This is a genomic window from Pseudomonas sp. HY2-MNA-CIBAN-0224, assembly GCF_040310285.1.
Taxonomy (GTDB): domain Bacteria; phylum Pseudomonadota; class Gammaproteobacteria; order Pseudomonadales; family Pseudomonadaceae; genus Aquipseudomonas; species Aquipseudomonas helleri.
This window is the reverse complement of sequence record NZ_JBEOPQ010000836.1, coordinates 1-242: the sequence shown is the minus strand read 5'-3', so window position 1 is coordinate 242 and position 242 is coordinate 1. Positions and strand designations below refer to the sequence as shown.

Below are 242 nucleotides of genomic sequence, written 5' to 3'. Positions count from 1 at the left end.
CATTATGACTAATACGACAAATTCTACAGACCAAACGCCTATAAACGATTCCACTCTGACATCGTTTGACAACATTATTATCAATGCCAATCTCGCCACCTTTTCAGCGCAATACAGGTTTAATATTTATAGCGATAGTCAACAAGATAGCACCCCTTATGGTCAATTAATGAACGCCGCTATCGGTATCAAAGATGGCAAAATTGCATGGGTTGGCACGCATGAGCAAATAAAGCCGCACC

Annotated in this window: 1 protein-coding gene; it reads left to right on the top strand. The window is 40.9% G+C overall.

The window, feature by feature from the left end; genetic code table 11:
* On the top strand, nucleotides 1–242 hold a 242-nt coding region (locus AAEZ03_RS28625; RefSeq protein ID WP_350583364.1), incomplete at both ends, for a hypothetical protein.